General features: G+C 51.2%; 7 protein-coding genes. All 7 read right to left on the bottom strand.

The annotated features are described in order from the left end of the window. Nucleotides 1–4: 4 nt before the first annotated feature. Entirely contained in the window at nt 5–2,881 is a 2,877-nt protein-coding gene (locus AC0YNS_RS03900; RefSeq protein WP_475779699.1) for a beta-galactosidase, read from the bottom strand. A 168-nt stretch (nt 2,882–3,049) separates the two neighbouring features. Continuing rightward, nucleotides 3,050–7,681: a fibronectin type III domain-containing protein gene (locus AC0YNS_RS03895; protein WP_475779698.1), complete on the bottom strand. Its 4,632-nt coding sequence runs from the start codon at nt 7,679–7,681 to the stop codon at nt 3,050–3,052. Nucleotides 7,682–8,225: 544 nt separating this feature from the next. Then, nucleotides 8,226–10,715, bottom strand: a complete 2,490-nt coding sequence (locus tag AC0YNS_RS03890) for a beta-mannosidase (RefSeq protein ID WP_475779697.1) — start codon at nt 10,713–10,715, stop codon at nt 8,226–8,228. 97 nt (nt 10,716–10,812) lie between these two features. Continuing rightward, nucleotides 10,813–12,570: an extracellular solute-binding protein gene (locus tag AC0YNS_RS03885; RefSeq protein WP_475779696.1), complete on the bottom strand. Its 1,758-nt coding sequence runs from the start codon at nt 12,568–12,570 to the stop codon at nt 10,813–10,815. Between the two features lie 73 nt (nt 12,571–12,643). Continuing rightward, nucleotides 12,644–13,522, bottom strand: a complete 879-nt coding sequence (locus AC0YNS_RS03880) for a carbohydrate ABC transporter permease (RefSeq protein WP_090976105.1) — start codon at nt 13,520–13,522, stop codon at nt 12,644–12,646. A gap of 19 nt (nt 13,523–13,541) precedes the next feature. Next, nucleotides 13,542–14,447 carry an ABC transporter permease gene (locus tag AC0YNS_RS03875; RefSeq protein WP_475779695.1) on the bottom strand — a complete coding sequence of 302 codons (906 nt, stop codon included), beginning with the start codon at nt 14,445–14,447 and terminating at the stop codon, nt 13,542–13,544. A gap of 152 nt (nt 14,448–14,599) precedes the next feature. After that, nucleotides 14,600–16,300 (bottom strand): extracellular solute-binding protein, encoded by a 1,701-nt coding sequence (locus AC0YNS_RS03870; RefSeq protein WP_475779694.1) that lies wholly within the window; start codon nt 16,298–16,300, stop codon nt 14,600–14,602. Between the last annotated feature and the right edge of the window lie 11 nt (nt 16,301–16,311).

Here is a 16,311-nt window from a genome sequence, read left to right as displayed (position 1 = left end):
GAATTCACCCCTTGTGCGCTTCTAACTGCTCGAATTGCAGCTTTACGCTGCTCCAGTCGCCGGCTTCGCCAAACACCAGCGACGTGTTCTGCGGATTTAACCCGAGCTCCTCGAAGATAATCAGCTCATTATCCGCCTTCATCCAGCTCCTTGGTAAATAATAACGATCCTGCGTGCCGCCATAAGCCCACAACCGGCCGACATTATGTCCGTTTAAGAAAATTTGTCCTTTCTGCAGCTCCCCAATCTGAAGGTAAACGGGTCGATCCCCTTCCGGCAGCTTGAATTGCGTTTGCAGATAGGCCGGTTTCAATGCCCGGCCTTTCCGAGCAACCCTGTTACCGACCGGAAGCAGCACGACAAGTCCTTCTTCTTCCTTGGCCTGCCCGTTCATGAGCTGCGAAGCCGAGAAGTCCCCGCTTTCCTCCCAAGGCTTCCACTGCCAGTTGGATAGTTGACCTGATTGAGGCGCCACATAGACAGCCAAATTCTCCTTCACGGCATCTGGCACATTCTCCGCGTAATGTATCCGGACTTTGAGGCTGCCGCCGACTTCCGATGGCACGGGAATCTGCCACGTGATCCAGCGCTTGATTTGGGAAAACATCGTCCACGGCGAGTCCGGATAAGATAATGGCAGTACTTCCTCGCCATTCACCGTCACCCATGCCTTCACGCCATGAATCATAATGAAAGCTTGCTGATCGGACTGAAGTGAAAGGTCGAATTCAATTGCCGGAAGCGGCTCTTGTTCGCGATAGAAGCGGTTATATAAGAAATGGAAGGCTTGTGCGGACATCGGCTGCGGGCTCACTTCACGGAATGTCTCGATCTGAACCCTGCGCGATCCAACAACCACCGGCCCTTGAATACCGACTGCAATGGGCACGTCGTAATTGTGACCGAGATCATCGGACAAGAAGACGAATCGGTTTACCCCCCTCTTCAGCGTTACCGTAATTTCTTCGAACGCCCAATCCGCAGGATGACCGTATTCGTCTCTCATGCGCACAGACCGGCGCTCGGCATGAACGCCGCATAGTTGACCATTCACGAATACCGTTGCTCGGGTTGGCGTATGACTGAGCAGCATGGTCTCCACGCCGTCTGTGTCCCACTCCAGCTCTGCACTGTACCAGAGATACCCTTGAACGACACCTAAATCCTCATGGGATCGAGGCTTATCGAGTGCAGTCCAACCGGCTGCTTCTCCCCTTGTATGCAGTTCAGGACAAGGCGCTATTTGCCACGAATGAAGCTCTGGCAAGGTGATTTGCAGGGCTTTATGTTGGAAATTGCGACTAACCGGCATTCCGTTCGCATCGAGATAAACCACCTCCGGCGTTCCGTCACTTACCCGAATATCTAACGAACCATCCTGCTGCAGCTCAGCTGCATAATCGGGTCCGAAGACAATCTGATCTTCGACGATCCAGCATTTTCTGGCCATTTCTTCATCAACAACGATGATCGTAATGCCGTCTATTGCCGTATGCTGTACCTTCCGCCGTTTTACGGACAAGTCGTACTCGATCCCGTTCACGCTTATTACACCATCTGTCCCAGCCGGACCGTACAATAGAATGGTTTTCCTCGATTCATTGCAAGCCAGCAGGCATAGACTGCTGTAATTAATCGTTACGCCACCGGTAGTTCCAAACAGCTGCAGCTCCACCGGAAGAACCGCGGCAGCGACCTCCCCAAGATGAATGTTCAGCTGCTTCCCGGCTTTGGTCGTAACCAGAAGCTCGCGCCTCGCATCAGCTGTCGACACAAACGCAAGCGAGCCTTTCTCGCTCTCGCGAACAATTAGTCGCACGCCTTCCTCGCTTGTCATACCGCCGCGATCCTGAAGCTCCATGCTATCCATGATGTATTCGCTGAAATGCGCGATAAACAAATTAGCCGGCCGCACCGCATAATATTTGTCCGTCAGCTTCCCGCCTTCTCCTACTGGGTAGCCGGAGGCATACGAGGTAGCAATGTTGTTACCGCCCCAGAACCCGAAGTTCGTTCCGCCCTCGAACATGTAATAACAAACCTGAGTGGCAGATGACGTATACTCATATACCGCTCGTGCCAGATCGAGCCGATTCGGCCAGTCGCTGACTTGATTGCCCCAATAAATCGGAGCACCGCACCAGAACTCGGTCGTAATCAATGGCGCGTTCGGCTGCTTGCTCTTTAGGTCGTACACCGGCTCAACCTCAACATGATGGTTGTAAGTCAGAATCATACTTTCATCGATTAGCTGATCGGCTGCTTCCGTGGAATCATTGATTTTAACGGTTGTTGGGGTGGCGCCATGTACATTACAGGCCAGAATCGGAATATTGATGCCATGTCCATAGTAGATTTCATTGATCTTGTAGAGATAACGACGCATGGATTCATCCCAGCCGCCCGGATATTCATTCTCGTTCTGAATGGTAATGATAGGACCGCCACGCGTAATCTGGCGTTCGCTAATGATCGGAATGAGCTGATCGAACCAGCTTTCAACGGCAGCCATATAGACAGGATCGTCCTCGCGGAACCGCAGAACCGGATTCGCGCACAGCCATGCCGGTATTCCGCCGCCATCCCATTCACTGCAAATATATGGACCGGGCCGCAGCATGGCATACATGCCCAGCTCCCCAATGAGGTCAATGTATGCGGCAAGATCCTTATCGCCCGCGAAATCCACCTGACCTTCCTTCTCTTCATGAAAATTCCATGCCACATACGTGCATATCGTATTCAACCCGGCACGCTTGGCCCGTAGTAATACCTCTCTCCATTCCCTTCGCGGATGACGGAAATAATGGATTTCACCGCCTATAACCCAGATCCGCTCGCCGTCCTTCATAAATGATTTGCCGTCATACGTCAGCTTCATCCCTACACCTCTATCTTCAATAGTCTTGGAATCCCACTCTCACACTTTCGAGTATACGAGCCGGAGGCAGGACCAAATATGAAGTAATCTACGATTTTTGGACGAATTCCCCGCAACTCTATCGAAAAAGCGGCTAGCGCACGAATGCACTAACCGCTCTCCCTATCGTTACTGCGAGATCTGAATTTTATCGAAAGAAGCCACGCCGGAATACCACATGTTGGAGACAAAAGAAAGCTGTGAAACGCTGGATGCTGCTGCCATTGTAGGCACATTCGTTAGTACAGACGTTCCGTTGATCGACAGATTAAACGTTCCTACAGTTAAATTCACGACGAGACGAACATCGTACCATTGGTTCGCCGCATAGGTCATCGTTGTATCCGTCCAAGCGATGCTTGAACTGACATAGCCGAACTTCCCGTTCTCGCGGAAGGCGAACTGCACGATCGGTGTTCCGCTGCTATTCAACAGGATCGGGCCGGAGAGGAGCGCATTGGTTTGATTCGCTTTCATCCGCGTATCGATCGTGACCGTTCCCGACGTGGAGGTGAACGTCTTCACGGCGCTGACATCCGCGACCCCGTAGTTCGATTGCGTCAACGTTAACGCACGATTCGTCGTATTCGCTCCGTCAGCAACCTGCTGTACCGATGCTGCGCCGCCGGAAGCGGTAACCGTCCACCCGGCAGGCATTTGCCCAATCGTTGTAGCATCAAAGAACTCCGAGAAGATGTTTGTTTTGGCATTAACCGAACCGCTGGCAGATGACAGATTAGTTGCGGCATCGTACGCTTTGACCGTATACGTGTAGGTTGTATTCGCCGTCAATCCGCTGTCCGTATAGCTGGTACCGGAAGCGGTGCCTACTTCGACGCCATTCCGGTAAACCTTGTAGCCGGTCACGCCAACATTATCGGTCGATGCCGTCCACGTGAGCGAAGCGGTTGTTGCAGTCACCGAAGCTGCGGTCAATCCGGTTGGAGCTGTCGGCGCTTGTGTATCGCCGGACCCGCCGCCGGTACCGACTTGGATATTATCGTAAGAAACCGTTCCCGTATACCACATGTTAGATGAGAAATTAATTGACGACAGATTACTGGATGAAGCCATTACAGGCACATTCGTTAATACAGACGTGCCGTTAATCGTCAGACTGTACGTTCCCGCGGGCAGATTCACCACGATATGAACGTCGTACCATTGATTCGCCGCGTACGTCATCGTCGTGTCTGTCCATGCCATGCTTGAACTAACGTAAGCGAATTTCCCGTTATCTCGGAAGCCGAGCTGCACGATCGGAGTTCCGCTGCTGTTCATCAAGACGGGGCTGGCAGTGAGAGCGTTCGTCTGATTCGCCTTCATCCGCGTATCAATCGTTACGGTTCCTGTCGCGGCTGTGAAAGACTTTGTGGCGCTGACATCCGCCACGCCATAGCTCCCTGCCGATTGCGTTAAAGTCAAGGCGCGATTCGTTGTATTGGCTCCGTCCGCGACTTGTTGAACGGACACCGTACCGCCTGTAGCGTTGATCGTCCAGCCGGCAGGTACTTGCCCGATTGTCGTGCTTTCGAAATTTTCCGAATAGCCGCTGGAACCGCTGGCAGAAGTTGTAGCAGAAACCGAGTTGCTGGCCGCTGATAAATTGGTTGCGGCATCGATGGCTTTTACCGTATACGTATAGGTCGTGCTTGCCGATAATCCACTATCCGTGAAGCTGGTTCCGGTTGGCGTGCCCACTTGCGCGCCGTTACGGTAAACTCGGTATCCCGTTACACCTACATTATCCGTGGATGCCGTCCACGTCAGCGATGCGGTAGTATCGGTAACTGATGCTACAGCCAGGCTCGTTGGCGCACTAGGAGCGGTCGTGTCGCTGCCCGATAGCGCAGTCGTCGCGGACAGCATAACATCGTCGACGAAAGCATAACCGCCGGTTGTAGGCTTAAGCCCATAAATCGTCGCACTCGTATTAGCGGCACCGGTTGTAAAGGTAAACGTCTTATTCACCCACGCTGTCGTGGTGTTCTCTTGGTAGGTGTCGCTGCCGCCGTAATTCTTGACGCCTAGTCGGACGGTTTGCCCAGATGTTCCGGCCCGCAGATATCCTGAAAGCTCATAGGTCGTATTTGGCGTCAAGCCCGTAATCGTCTGCTCGATTCCATCCGCCCCCGAACCCAAGCTGGCACCGGTCTCATAGCTGAATCTACTCGATACCTTGCCTCCGGAATAATCATAGGCAGGCTGCGCAGTCTGTGAATTTGTCTTTGTCCAGCCATATAAACTATCCATCACCGGATGATGCATCCGATTCATATCTAAGCTGCCGTTTACGACCAGATTCTTGTAATCCGTGTCCGCAAGCTGATAGACAGGACTTGGCGGACTGGCAAAATTGACGCCGGCCGTCCAGGCTGTGCCGCCGTATTCATAAGCCCCCGCATCCGGTGCAGTACCGGTATATCCATCCGTGATTCCTCTGATCGCAAGCCCTATATCTTTGGCGCCTGAACCAGATTGCAGCTGGAAATTATTCGTCGCCGTATTCACGTATAGCGGTGAACCGGAAGTCATATTGTTGCTGAAAACCGCTCCAATGGCGGAAGCGCCCGTGCCGAACTCTTGCAGCGCTATGTTGTTGGCAATCCGATCCTTGTAAGCATCAATGCCGTAAGTCGGTTCCGAAATCCGGATACCGGAGAAGTTATGCGTCGTGTTGTTATAGACCATGACATAGTCGGAGAGATGATTGACGATAACGCCGACCCAGGACAAATTCCATGTCACGTTCTTATAGATTAAGGCGTTGGCCGATGATTCATCCAAGTAGATCCCGCCGGTCCATCCTCCCGAACCATTGGCATCCGCATTCGCACGGCTTACGGAATCATGCCAGTAATTATGATGAATCTCGGAGTTCCCGAGATCATTATGGGCCGTATACAGCATCGCGGTATCCTTGGCAAAATAGTTCCCGTGATGAAAATCGTTATATTGGATAACCGTAGCGAAGAATTCACCGCCAATAAGCGATCTTCCTGAATTGTAAACCGTATTATGGCTGATCAGGTGGCCTCTGCCGGTAATATCGACGACAGAGTTAAAGACGATCGGACCATACGTTCCGTCATGGATCGAGTTATTAATGAGCTTATTATTATCGCCCTCGATTGTCACGATAGCACCGGATGAATATTGCAGCTCGCTATTCTTCAGCGTATTGTTCGTTCCGCACAGACAGACACCTGCCGAATAGGTAATGGCGCGGTTGAACTCCGATAAGTATTTGGCATTAATGCCGTCGATGACATTGTTCGAACCGTCTGTCGTATCAATAGCCGCTGCGAACAGCTTCACGTTCTTGATGACGATATTGGATTTGCCCGTCAGGTCGAAAGCCAAATTCCTCGCTTTATACTCTACCGTATGGGATGCCGGGCTGTTGCTCGCCGTTGTGCGCAAGTACAGCTGACCGGCTGTTCTGTCATAATACCATTCCCCCGGATAATCGAGCGCGGCAAGCTTGCCCATGATAAAATATTCCGCTGCTCCATAACCCCAGTTGGATAGATCGATAACGCTGCCCGGTGGCATTTCCTTGCGAAATACGAGATATGCCGTACCCGCACTAGTCAGCTTCACATCTGCAGAGTAGGTAAAATCTTTGGCCGTGGTTGTGGACTCATACCACGCGGTTGTTCCTGAAGTTTGAGGCTGCGTGTAGCCAAACAATGTAGCTCCGCTTGGCTTCCAGTAGCCGGAAGCTTCCGGTGCGTACCAGCCTTTGATGTTACTGGTGAAAGACGCTGCCTCCCGGCCAGTCGCTTGATTCGGATCTTGACTTGTAATGGTTGCGTTAACATTCGTAAACTCCGCCTTCGCTGCAGTAGATGAACTGCTCGATTCCACGCCTAAGCCGAAGCTTCCTTCCTTCAAATTCGTATCCGTCGCTGTGATGACTGGCGATGCTCCATTATTCAGATAGACATTAATGGAGCTTCCGGAGGTCGTAACCTTCAGGTTGTAAGTGGTGTTCTGAGCAATTGTGACATTGTAGGAGCCTAATACGGCCCCGCCTACGCCAAGCAGTTTGAGTGTATTATCATAGGTGGAAAATTTAAGGCTGTATGCATTTTGCGAGGTTTTGAGATTCAGATTGCCAGGTGTATAAGTGGTTGCCAGCGCGTTACTGAAGTTCCATTCGCCGGAATCCTCCACGAAGACAGAAGCGTTATCCCAATAGCCCGCAGCCTGTGTCAGATTGGTGGAATCGACGAGCAGTCCACGGTTTGAGGTGTTGTTATACTGATAGAGGGCTGGGTCGTACAGGTTGCCGACGGCTGTGTTCGGGGATCGAGCCAAGTTGTTGGCTATCCCATCGACGTACACCGAATCCAGGTAGTCGCCCATCGGCAGCGTGGCACTTGCCTTATAAATACTACCGGAGTGAACCGACCACGAGCCGGTTACGAGATTCGCGCCGCTGATCGTGACATCTGCTCCGGTATCGGGCTGGAACGTAATTTCATTGCCCGGTGTGCCCGAATTCGTCGGTTTGACCGTTTCGCGATAGACGCCGGTACGGATCTTGGCTGTATCACCTGCTGTCATGATGCTTGCCGCTTTGCTGATCGTTTTCCACGGACTGCCCGTGCTGCCTGTTCCGGTTGTGTCGTTGCCGTTCACGCCATCGACATAGTACGTGTTGCCTGCTGCGGATACCTTCTGCGGGGCTGCCGTAACATAACCGGTCAACAGCAAAGCCGCAATCAGAAGATACGAGATTAACCTTCTCTTCATCAATTACACCCTTCCTCCTAAAAAATTGTATCTCAAACCCCTCAGATGGCGGACTTGAAATCAGCCGAGCCGATGCCTACACTTGAGCTACCTACCTCCTATGACTTAAGAAGCTATGAAGGACGTATAAAGAAGCGAGTATCGTCGACTTTATGAAGTGATAATCGTCGTTCGACAACTCAAATTGAAAGCGCTTTCTTATACAGATAAAGTATAGCGTTTCAGCGCTGGTTGGTGAAATGAAGATTTCTACTGTTTTTGGACAGTTGAATTGAACCACTGCAGCCATTTACCGCACCTAAGGTTCGTTAGATTATCTGAACCCAGCAATCCGGCCTATAAACTCCCCTCGGTTCGTTAGATCTTCTGAACCCAGCAATCCAGCCTATAAACTCCCCCACGTTTCGTTTTGATTCTCGAGGGAACCGCTGACGAACCGTGTGTAGTGACCTCATTTGGCGGTTAGCATACGGTTTGGAGCCGATTGTCACCACGCAAAAAAGGCGGCAATACGCTCCATTCGCGTACTGCCGCTCCACATCCGTTATTCAACCAAGTTCCCTACAAACTGCACAAGCGGCAGCGCTCGACCCTCCGGCCATGGAATCCGATGAGCCATCCCCGGCCAAACGTCGAAGAAGTTATCGGACAGCGGCTCGGTTCCGTCCAAATCGATACATACACCCCACGCAAACACGTCGCTTCGGAACACCGCGAACGAATCCTCTCTAGACACTTCAATCCGAGGTTTACTCCATTTCATCTCCACAAACCGAGGTAAAATCAACCGATTCCGCGCCACTGTCTCCCCCTGCTCATTCAGCAGTCTTGCGAAAGCAGCCGTATCGGAAATACCTGCTTCCTCCCACTGCGCATCGCTGAATTGCATTACACAAACCGATGTATTCGGCGGCAATTCCACAGTCCGATGTTCATCCATCACATATTCGCCGGAGAATCGGAACAAACCAACCTGCAGCTGCCCCACCCAGGTTTGATCGGTCTCATTGATTCCGAATACACGAACCGTCTGCCCTTCCTTGGCTGCCACGACCGAAATCGGCTGGAAAGCCCGCTTCACCGGGTAGAACGCCGGGGTCCGGTTCAAATAATAATCGACGATTGTCCAGCTGCGCGTCGCCGGCCAACAATCATTGAACATCCAGAAGATCGCCGATGCGCAGTCGAACATGCGCCGACGGAAATTATCGATATACTCCCGCAAGCCCTCCCCTTGAATCAAGCCTCCGTAATAGACGTATTGCTCGATGGACATCGCCCGCGGATCAAGTCCAGTCCAGTCGCTGATTTGCTTATCCGGTGCCGAGAGCGCAAACCACGAGTCAACCGCATTGTCATGCTGCTGCCACGCATAGGATTGCACGTAGCGTCCGCTCTCAGGCAGGCAAGCTTCGGTGGCAGGCAAACTGGTCGTGCCCAGAACGCCGCCTTCATTCGGGAAGCGGCAGATCATCTCGCGATAATCGCGGAAGTCGTTATTTTCAAAACCAACCGCCCATGGATGCTGATCGCCGCGATCATTCGCATTCGGATACTGATGATCCGGCGAGAATGGGCTGCTCGGCTGATAATACCGACCGGGGGCCTCCTCCTGCACGATACGCGGAAGAATATGATGATAGAGGGCATAGTCCGGATAAATAATGCCTTCCTCCCGGTAGAAGGTGTGCCATTCGTTCTCATTGTTGCCGCAGTACATCACAAGACTCGGATGATGCGCAAGCCGCCGAACATTATGAATAGCCTCCTGCTTTACATTGCTCATGAATGACGCATCTGTCACCGGATAATCCGCGCAGGCGAATACAAAATCTTGCCAGACCATGATGCCATGTTCATCACACAGTTCATAGAAATCATCCGTCTCATAGATGCCGCCGCCCCAGACCCGCAGGAAATTAAAGTTGGCTTCGAGCGCGCGACTGATTAGCCCCTCATAACGAGCACGATCCGCACGATAGAAAATCATATCCGGCGGAATGGCATTCGCACCTTTCGCGAACACCGGACGATCGTTAACTTCAAGATAGAAGTAACTGCCGCCGGTCGGATGCGGATCTTGGTTAATCCGCAGCTTGCGCAGCCCGATTCGCTTCGAGCGGCAACCGGCGACCTCACCATCCACGAGCAGCTCCACTGCCACTTCAAGGAGATGCGGCTCCCCTTGACCCGCCGGCCACCACAGCTTCGGCTGCGTTACCGTGCATTTCGCTTCGAGCCGCTGCATGCCGGGTTCGATTGTATAGTCAAACGACTGAACGGCACTCGTATCCTCGCCGATTCGAACCGTTAATTTACCAGAAACAGGATGTTCCCCGCACCCTTCAACGAATGCGCGAACAGTCACGACCGCTTCATCCATCGTTTCACTCACCTGAGACAGAATAACGACGTCATCCAGCCGGACACTCGTCGCCCATTCAAGCGCAATAGGCTTATGAATACCGACATTCACGAGGCGAGTTGACCAATCCCAACCGAATGAGCTTTGCGGCTTACGAAGCCAGATCCGCTTATGGAGCTCATGATCCTGTGAATTCTCGTAGTAGCCTTCGATGGACTTGTTCCCAGCCAAATGCAATCCGCTGTCGAGTACGATGACGAGCAGATTCTCCTTGCGCAGCTTGCCGGACACAGAAACCTTACAAGGGCGATAGAAATTGGCGTGTTCGCCAATCAGCTCCTCGTTGAGATAAATCTTCGCATGATAATCCAGCCCTTCGAAAATCAACCAAGCATGATTCTCGATGGCTTCATCCGTAGCGGTGAAGCTTCTTCTGTAGCTCCACAGGTTCTCTTCGACCCACCGAGCAGACAAGGCATTCAGTCCTTCTGTCGGTTCCTCAATCAGTCCTTGCTTCATTAACTCCAGATGGACTTCGCCAGGGACGGTTGCGTCCATCCACTTCGCTGCATCCGTTTCGAATAGGTGATGCGTCTTCACTGCGCCTCGCTGTCCGTCTGCTCCCCGCAGCTTCCATGCCCCATTCAGTTCCTGTCTGCCAATGCCCATGTTCGTCTCCCTTTCTAAACGGCAAAAAAACAAGCGCCGGACAAGTTGAATCCTCTCAACAGTCCGGCGCTGTTTCTATGAACTAAACATTAGCCGCTTATTCGAATTTCGCTTTCGCTTCGTCAAACGCTTTGAGACGCCATTGGTAAAACTCCTCTGCGCCTGCATCGTTCAGCTTATCAATCAGCTTCTGCTGTCTTGCTTTATAATCTTCTTCGTTCTTCGCATGCAAGACGATATCCGGAATGCCTTTCGTAATTAAGTCATCCAGCTTCGTTTGAATCCGTTTCATATCATCCGTCAGCGGTGCCATTGCAGCCTGCTCGTCTTGCGGCATGACATTAAGTGTTTTGACCGATCCTGCATCCTCATACTTAGAGTAAGCAGCCGCTGGATATGGAACTCCAAAGTGGTCGGCGTAGTCTTTTTGCAATGAATTCATCTTCGTTGTGAACACTTCAGGCGTATTGAACAGATTTACAGGACCGCCATCGCTAAGCATCGTATCGTCGGAAAGACCTTGTTGGTTCGCCATCATGTTAATGCCTGTTTTCTTCCAAGGATCGCCGCCGGCTTTGGAAAGTTCAACAATCTCAGGCTTCATTTGCGGTTTGCCGTCAACCATATCCCAGTGAACGCCTTGAATGCCGCTCTCGATTAGACGGGAGCCTTGCTCTGAGGACAGGTAGTTAATCAAATCCATTGCACGCGCAGGATCTTTACAGTTAGATGTAATCGCCCATGCGCGGTCGCCCCATCCTGCAACCGTAGTTCCGGCTGCCCATGCGAAGCCCCAGTCGAGCGGAAGGGTAACAAAGCCTTTGTCAGGTCCTTCTTTGAGCAATTCTGCATTCGCGTTTTGGAACGGCCATGTCGCAATCGCGTTCAGAAGCGTGCCCTGGGAAGCCTTCGTTACAAGGTCCTCGTATTTGGCTGTGAACGCATCCGGATCGAGAATCCCTTTTTGCTTCGATTTATACAGGAACTCCGCATTTGCCCAGACACCGCTTTTCTCCAGATCCGTGTAGTCATTTACAATCGGATCGCCGGAGCCGGTCAGCATGCCCATGCTGGTTAAGCCCCAAGTGCCCCAATCGTTCCAAAGCGAAGTACCGTATACTTTCTTGCCGTCTGCTGTTTTCGGATGCTTGGCAACCATGTCTGCCAGCACGTTTACCATATCATCAATGCTCTTCACTTGCGGGAAGCCGAGCTCTTTGTAATAATCCCAACGGACGACGAAGCCGGTCCCCTGCTCGAAGCCCCATCCCTTTTGGCCGATTTGAACCGGAATCACATACAGCTTGCCTGTGTCGTTACTCCAGAACTTCTTGCTGTACGCCAAGCTTTTCTCGAAGAGCGGCTTCTGAATATCCGGGCCGTTCGACGCAACCAAATCATCAAGTGGAATGATATTGTTGCCCTCAATCAGCTGCTTCAAGTATGAGGTATTGATGTTCTTCACTTGAATGATATCCGGCAAATCGCCGCCTGCCAATTCAACCTTAAACTTCTCTTCATCGAAAGTTTCAAGATCCATCGTGACGCCTGTTTGCTTCGTAATTTCGGCGTATACCTCGGTGCTCTCAAAATCCTTAGTCGTGCTGTTTACTTGTACTTTAAACGTAATAGGTGCTTTGGCGTTCTCGGCCGGAGCATTGGCAGCAGTCTCATCTGTCGCTGCGGCGTTGTTCGCAGCTTCTGCAGTGGTGTTCTCTGTTTCTGTCGTTGCAGGTGTGTTCGTCGAAGCCGTATTATTGGCATTGTTACCTGAATTGCCGCCGCAGCCTGACAATACAACCAGCATTGCGGCAAGCATGAGAGCTGCTTTGCCTCGTGCTTTCTTTACCTTCATACCATGACCTCCTGAAATTATGTTCTATGATGATAGCTTCTAATGAGCTATTACATCCAACGCTATGGACTTACTAGCCTTTGATAGCGCCAAGCATGAGTCCTTTGACAAAAAAACGCTGCAGGAACGGATATACGAGCATCACGGGCAGGGTAACCACCATCGTAATGGTGATTCGAATCGAATCCGGCGATATTTTGGAGGCTATGCCTCGGTTTAAATCCTGCATGCTGCTGCTTGCCACGATACGCTGCGCATCCGTCAAATAGTTGTATAGGATCAACTGCAGCGTCTGCAGTCTATCGCTCGATACGAGAAAATAATTGTCATACCAGGTGTTCCACTGCCCCACCGAAGCGAAGACGGCAATAGTAGCGACAATCGGCATGGAGAGCGGGAAGATGACATTTGTGAAGATTTTAAAATGTCCGGCGCCGTCGATCATTGCGGACTCTTCCAGCGCTTGCGGAAGCTGTTCGATGAACGTCTTCAGCAGCACAACATAATAAGCGACAACAGCACCTGGCAGAATGTAGAGCAGGAAGTTGTTTTTCAGCCCCAGCTCCTTCATCGTGATATACCACGGAATCAGACCGGCGTTGAAGTACATTGTGATGACCAGGAACCGGTAGATATATTTGCGCAGATACAGCTCGTTCTTCGTTACGGCATAAGCAAACCACGAACAACAGGCTATCGTGAGCGCGGTTCCAATGACCGTACGAAGTACGGAGATGAAGAAGGAGTGCAGCATGTCGTCTAGCTTAAAGATTGTTGTATAGTTGACGAATGTGAACCCTCTAGGTATCAGCAGCACCCCTTTCAGCGCTTCCTGTGGCTCACTAAAGGAGTAGATTAAGATATAGTAGAACGGATAAATGCACATGATCGTGAATAGAATCTGTACCGTGTAGTTGAACACATCGAACACAAGCGAGGAATCATTTTTCATAAGTCGTCAATACCTCCAGCTAGAATACGGAATGGCCTCTTACTTTCTTGGACAGCGCGTTCATGGAGAACAATAACAGGATGCTGATGATCGATTTGGCTATGCCGATTGCCGTACCGAAGGAGATGTCGCCTGTCGTAATCCCGACGCGGTAGACGTAGTAATCAAGGGCTTCTATTCGATCTGCTACCAGCGAATTGTAGAAGACGAAGTTCTGCTCAAAGCCGGATGCCCCGTTAGAGAGAACGCTTGCAATGTTGAGCAGCAGCAGAACGAAAAAGGTTGGCATGATCCCCGGAACCGTAATGGCCATAATCCGTTGAAAGCGGCCCGCGCCATCGACCTTGGCTGCATCATACAACTCGGGATCAATGCCCGCTATCGCGGCCAAGTAGATAATGGCGCCCCAGCCTAAGCTTTTCCAAATCGCAATCCCGGTTTGAAACCACCAGGTCGCTGCGGAGTTGCCAAGCAAAGTCGTCGGCTCATCAATCCAATGGAGTTTCATCAGTATTTCATTGAGCAAGCCACCGGAGGAGAACATGAAGAAAGCAAGGGAATACACGATAATCCAGCTTATAAAATTCGGCAGCGTCGTCAGCGTTTGCACGATTTTGCGGAAGCGTTTGCTTCTCAACTCGTTCAGCATGATCGCAAAGATGACAGACAGCGGAGAAGCTAGAATCGATAAGAAGCTGAGCGCGAGCGTATTGGTGAGCACTCGGAACAAATCCTCCTTCTCCTCAATCGCCCAGCGGAAGAACTTCAATCCGACAAACGGCGTTTTCGATAACGGAATGCCTGGCTTGTAATCGTAGAACGCGTACACCCATCCGAACAATGGAATGTAGTTGAAGGCGAATACCAGGAGGATAAACGGCACAACCATGATGAACAATGTGACTCGGCTAGCTTTAAATTTCATCTCTCGTATCACTCCATCTCTTTTTCTATCCTCAGTATAAGAAATCGCCAAAGACGTAAATATGAAGTTTTCTACGATTTCTGGACTAAAATAGGCTCCCCCGCGGCAGCTGAAAGCTGCTTTGGAAGAGCCTGGAATGATTGCATGAACATTTATCCGCCTGCAAGGCGTGCTTTTGTTTCCTCATAGGAACGTTTATACCAGGCGAAATAGTTATCTGCGCCTGCGTCTATTAATTCATCTATTAATTCCTGCTGATTGACTTTGAAGGCTTCATCGTCCTTGGAACCGAGCACGAGGATCGGCATTCCTTTTACGAGCAGCTCATCGAGTTTGGTCTGAATGCGCTTGATGTCATCCGGCGGCGAAGGCATTGCACTCAGCACATCCTGCGGCATATGGGACAGCGTTTTCACTTTCCCTTGATCTACGAGCCGCTTGTACGCCTCTGCCGGGTAAGAAACATCATAGTACTCGTCATAATCCTTGTTCAGCGAATTCACCTTGGTTGCGAATACCTCAGGCGTATTGAACAGGTTGACAATTCCTCCGTCGCTGAGCTTCGTATAATCGGCTAGGCCTTGCTGGTTGGCGATCATGCCAATTCCCGTCTTCTTCCAGTTGTCTCCACCGGCTGCCGCAAGTGTGACCGTCTCTGGTTTCATCGCCGGTTTGCCATCCACATAGGTCCAATGTTCACCTTCAATGCCGCTGGCAATCAGCCGCGAGCCTTGCTCGGACACAAGGAAATTGATGAGATCCATTGCACGCTCCGGATACTTGCAGTTCGCCGAAATGGCAAAAGCGCGATCGTTCCAGCCCGCTATCGTCGTGCCTCCGACATTCGAGAATCCCCAGTCCAGCGGAATCGTGACAAATCCTTTATCAGATCCTTCCTTCAGCAGATCCGCATTCACCTGTGTAAACGGCCAAGTCGCGACAGCCGAGAGCAGTGTGCCCTCTGAAGCTTTGGCTACAATATCGTTATATTTGGCTGTAAAAGCATCCGGGTCCAGTATCCCCTTCTGCTGCGCCTTGTACATGAACTTCGCGGTGTCCCAGATTTCACTGTGAGTCGTATCGGTATAGGTGTTGATCAGCTGCATCAAATTTGTGTTGAACATTCCGTTTCCGGTAATCAGCCCCATACTTCGAATGCCCCATGTTGCCCAGTCATTCCACATACTGACCCCGTACACTTTCTTGCCGTCCTTCGTCGTCCCATGCCTCTGTACCATATCGGCCAGCACATTCACCATATCGTCGATGGATTCGACCTTCGGATACCCGAGCTCCTTGTAATAATCCCAGCGCACATTAAAACCGACCTGCTGCTCAAAGCCAAAATCACTGGTGCCGATTTGAACCGGAACCATGTACAGCTTGTTCGTATTATCGCTCCAGAATTTCCGAATGTACTCGAAGCTTTTCTCATATACCGGGAGCTGCAAGTCAGGCCCGTTCGTCTTCAGCAGCTCGTCCAGCGGAATGATGTTATTGCCTGCTATTAGCTCCTTGATGTTCTTATTCGGCACCTGGATAATATCCGGTAAATCGCCGCCCGCCAGCTCGACCTTGAATTTCTGTTCATCATACAATTCAAGATTCATCGTCACGCCGGTCTGTCTCGTAATCTCGTTAAACACCTCGGTATGCTCGAAATCTTTGCCTACGCTGTTCAGCTGAACCTTAAGCGTTACCGGCTGTTTGGCCGGCACGACAGTTTCGTTGTTTTCTGCTGTCTGCACATCCTGCGTTTGCTGCTGCGGCTCGCCGGTTCCGCTGCAAGCGGTCAACAAGGCAAGCATGATCGTCATCGTCAACATGATTCGCGGCCTAAATATCGGGTTCAAGCTGTTCGCCT

The sequence above is a fragment of the Paenibacillus sp. J22FR21 genome (assembly GCF_056269135.1).
Note: the sequence above shows the minus strand (reverse complement) of the source record. Positions and strands in the feature narration are given on the sequence as shown.

Coding starts and splice junctions, on each gene's coding strand:
- AC0YNS_RS03900 (WP_475779699.1), bottom strand. CDS start 2,881: ATGAAGCTGACGTATGACGGCAAATCATTTATGAAGGACGGCGAGCGG.
- AC0YNS_RS03895 (WP_475779698.1), bottom strand. CDS start 7,681: ATGAAGAGAAGGTTAATCTCGTATCTTCTGATTGCGGCTTTGCTGTTG.
- AC0YNS_RS03890 (WP_475779697.1), bottom strand. CDS start 10,715: ATGGGCATTGGCAGACAGGAACTGAATGGGGCATGGAAGCTGCGGGGA.
- AC0YNS_RS03885 (WP_475779696.1), bottom strand. CDS start 12,570: ATGAAGGTAAAGAAAGCACGAGGCAAAGCAGCTCTCATGCTTGCCGCA.
- AC0YNS_RS03880 (WP_090976105.1), bottom strand. CDS start 13,522: ATGAAAAATGATTCCTCGCTTGTGTTCGATGTGTTCAACTACACGGTA.
- AC0YNS_RS03875 (WP_475779695.1), bottom strand. CDS start 14,447: ATGAAATTTAAAGCTAGCCGAGTCACATTGTTCATCATGGTTGTGCCG.